We start from the raw sequence: 3,491 nt of genomic DNA, 5'->3' as shown, positions 1-3,491 counted from the left end.
GGCCCGTCCGCCCGGCCCGTCCGCCCGGCCCGTCCGCCCGGCCCGTCCGCCCGGCCCGTCCGCCCGGCCCGTCCGCCCCGGCCCGTCCGCCCCGGCCCGGCCCGTCCGCCCCGGCCCGTCCGCCCCGGCCCGGCCCGTCCGCCCCGGCCCGTCCGCCCCGGCCCGGCCGCCCCGGCCCGGCCCGTCCGCCCCGGCCCGTCCGCCCCGGCCCGGCCCGCGCCGGCCCGCCCGCCCCGGGCCCGCCCTCCCGACCAACCGGTCCGGGAGGGCGGGGCAGTCCCGGAGTGAGCGGGGGTGCGGCAGGCTTCCGGAACGCGCGGCTGTCGCAGGCTTTGTCCGCCAGCAGCACCGAGACCCGGCGCCGTGACGACCCGGCCCGCCCGCGACAGCCGTCGAGCGCCTCGACGGCCTTGACGATGTCGAGATATTCGTGCGGTGGTGAGCACACCTTCGGGTGCCATAGCCGTCGACGCCCAGGTGGTGCTTGCTGCCGGGCATACCAAGGTTGACCAGCGATGGACCTGTGCCGGACCCTTTCGCCTCGATGCAGCTGCCGCCGACCACGGCGCGGGACAGTCGATCCTGCCCGGGGTGTCCAGGTCGGCCGGAAAGCAGTCGGTGGAGTCGGGGTCGAACACCACGGAAATCTGTCCAGCGTTCGAGTCCCCGCCAGCAGGTCACCCGGAGCCGAAGCAGAGTTGCCGGGAAGCTCCCGATCTAACTCGAGCGTGGCCCGGCTATCGGCGGCCTCCTCCGCAAGGCACGAACAGGGTGCCCTGCGGACACTGCTGGTCCGGCGTCCGTCCGGATCGAGCTCTGTCCGCACAGGAATCTCGGTCCGGCCCCACCTCGTCCTCGATGACCCACGGCCTACCCACGCCCACCGGACGAGACTGATCTCGATGCCGTAGCGCCGATCGGTGTCTATTCAGGAGCAAGTTTTAGGAGCCATTGGTAACCGTATGTATTTGTGGTTCCCGATAAATTGGCATGATCGACATCCGGCGGGAGCTCCTAATCCTCGCCGGATCGCGGAATAATGAATACATGCGGCAGCTTCAGTTGTTCAGCACCCGGGAATTGGCCGCCATGCGCGACCGAACCGCATCCCGTAATCATTCTCCCGCGCGGGAGAGATTCCGTCGCGATCACGAACGCCATCGCAGCTGGGGCCTTTCCCGGCGCCACGCCGAGCGCCTGCGTCACGCACGTAGCCGACCCGATGGCGCCGTCCCGGCAAGCAAGAACGAACAGCGCCGGGAGACTCCCCGGTCGACACGGCCGGACGGGCCCGCCCGCGTCGAGCAGACACCACAACCGGCACCACCCCGACCCGCCGCAACGCGTCAACGCCACAACAACCAGCGGACCGTTCAGGATGGACCGGCGACGGGGACGGCGACGGCGACGGCGACGGGGACGGCGACGGCGACGGGGACGGGGACGGCGACGGCGACGGGGATGGGGATGGCGACGGACCCGGCCGAGATGCGCCGGCCACGGACTGCACCTGTCGGCCGAGGCCTATGGCCTGTTGGCGGGGCGGGATCTGTTGGCCGGGCGGGATCTGTTGGCCCGGTGGGACCTGTTGGACGGGGCGGACATGTCAGCCGGGCGGGACCTGTCGAGAGTCGTCGGCCACGGCCGGCGAGCAGCCGGGCGTGCCAGGCCCGGCCACATTCGCAGACTCGTCCGCGAACGACGCCCGCCCTCCGGAATGCACCTGCCGACGGCATCGCTGCATCGTTCGCATTGCACCGGAAACCCGACATCGAACCAACTTCCCTGGCCGCGCCGAGGCCACCCCCGCGAACCGCGGCCATCTCGAAAATCCGCGAATACAACGAACTGACCCACGCGGCGGAATTAACCGAACGGCACTCAAAGTAATGCAGACCCGCCCCTTCCGGGGGTTCCGAAAGGCCGAATTCAAGACCCGGCAGGTCCTCACGCAAGGAATGCCAATCATTCCCAGGACGAAGCGACCGACGCATTCTCGCCGGCAGACTCGCGCATTCGCGCGGCTTTCGTCGCTACGACCTGACAAATACGCAGAGTGACCCGGCCGGCCCCGCCGACCGTGATCGGCGGCCCGGCCCGGACTGAACACCGCACCCGGCGCCGCCTGCACGACCCCGCACGGCTGCCGTGCCTCGACGCCGCTTCAGGCTTGGTCGACAGCTCACGCATGAGGTTGTGCGCAACGGCGGCCACCCCACCTGGGAGGCCTTCGGGACAGCACTGGCCGACACCCGTTTCTCACGAACATTCAGCGTCGGGTCTAGCTGGGAGGCGGTGCCGAAGCAAATTTCGTGAAGCCGGCCGACGGGCCCCACCGGCCGGCGCCGCGTGGTCGAACGGTGACCTGGTCAGACGTGCCGTCCTCGGCCGCTGCCGTCCGGTCACAGGGATCATTCGCGGGATGTGCTCCAGCCACCATCTCGCGACCGGAACCGGGCGGCTGGGCCCGCCGCACTTGACCGCGTCTGCCCCATCGTGCGGTGTGTCTGTGCTCCCGAGGTAGCCGGTAGCGATTCCCGGGCGCGACGACGCTACCCTCCACAGTCGTCACGACGACATCGATCAATGGAGATTTGCATGCGCAGGTCGGGTAGGCGTTTTCTGGTCGGCGGAGCCTTCGCGGTCGCCGCCGCGGCATCGGCGTTGACGCTGCCGGGCCTGGCGTCCGCCGCCGAACAGCTCGGCGACACGGTGCCGGTGGTTTCCAACCAGCCGGCGACGTATGACTTCAGGACCACCGTGCCCGCATGGAGCGTGGTGTCGCTGCGCTCCTCGGCCGGTTCCGACTTCAACCTGAGGGTGTACGACGGCCCCGGCTCGGTGGACAGCGCGCGCAACAAGACCGACTTCGTGCTGGTGAACTCCAACCCCGGTGCGCACGCGCCGGCCGACTACATCGCGCGGACGATCCAACGCAGCGGGCCGGGGCGGTACTCGTTGCGGTTCAACACGAACGTTGCCACGCTGGGTGTGCCGACCAATCCCGCACCGGGCGCGGGCAGCGTGATCCGGACGACGTCGAACTCGCCGGTCACCCTGGTCAGGCTGAACCTGACGCCGGGCCTGGGCTTCCGCCTCAGGTTCCCGCCGCGCACCAGCGCCTACGTGCTCAACGGCAACCCCGGCACCACAACCGTCATCGGGCGCGACGTGGCGGAGGCGAGGAACATCTCCGCCGGCGGCCAGCTGTGGGGGGCCTGGACGATCGGCAGCGCCGAGAGCGGCGGCTGTATCGCCTTCACCGATCCCAACTTCGGCAGCGGTTTCGTCCCGGTGCTGGTCCTGATCGACGACGAGCCGATGGGCTCGGCCGGCAAGACCTTCCAGCCCTACGCATACAACCGCGAGGTCGATCCGGAGGAGTGCTGAGGCGACCGGCGCCGCCGGGAAGCGCGGACCACCGCGCCCCGGCGGCGCCGGCCCGCTCTCCGTGCCGGCCCGCTCTCCGTGCCGGCCCGCTCTCCGTGCCG

2 protein-coding genes are annotated in these 3,491 nt (G+C 70.6%); one reads left to right on the top strand and one right to left on the bottom strand.

Annotated elements, in window-relative coordinates; genetic code table 11:
* Positions 1-1,014 precede the first annotated feature (1,014 nt).
* Positions 1,015-1,206, bottom strand: a complete 192-nt coding sequence (locus AB0B58_RS42200) for a hypothetical protein (protein WP_360237018.1) — start codon at positions 1,204-1,206, stop codon at positions 1,015-1,017.
* Positions 1,207-2,598: 1,392 nt separating this feature from the next.
* On the opposite strand from AB0B58_RS42200, the gene AB0B58_RS42195 reads away from it, so the two are divergent.
* Positions 2,599-3,390 carry a hypothetical protein gene (locus AB0B58_RS42195; protein WP_360237015.1) on the top strand — a complete coding sequence of 264 codons (792 nt, stop codon included), beginning with the start codon at positions 2,599-2,601 and terminating at the stop codon, positions 3,388-3,390.
* Positions 3,391-3,491 lie beyond the last annotated feature (101 nt).

This window comes from Actinoplanes sp. NPDC049118, assembly GCF_040648555.1.
Taxonomy (GTDB): Bacteria; Actinomycetota; Actinomycetes; order Mycobacteriales; family Micromonosporaceae; genus Actinoplanes.
Note: the sequence above shows the minus strand (reverse complement) of the source record. Positions and strands in the feature narration are given on the sequence as shown.

Excerpts from the sequence above, each read along its gene's own strand:
- AB0B58_RS42195 (WP_360237015.1), top strand. The coding sequence starts at position 2,599 with ATGCGCAGGTCGGGTAGGCGTTTTCTGGTCGGCGGAGCCTTCGCGGTC.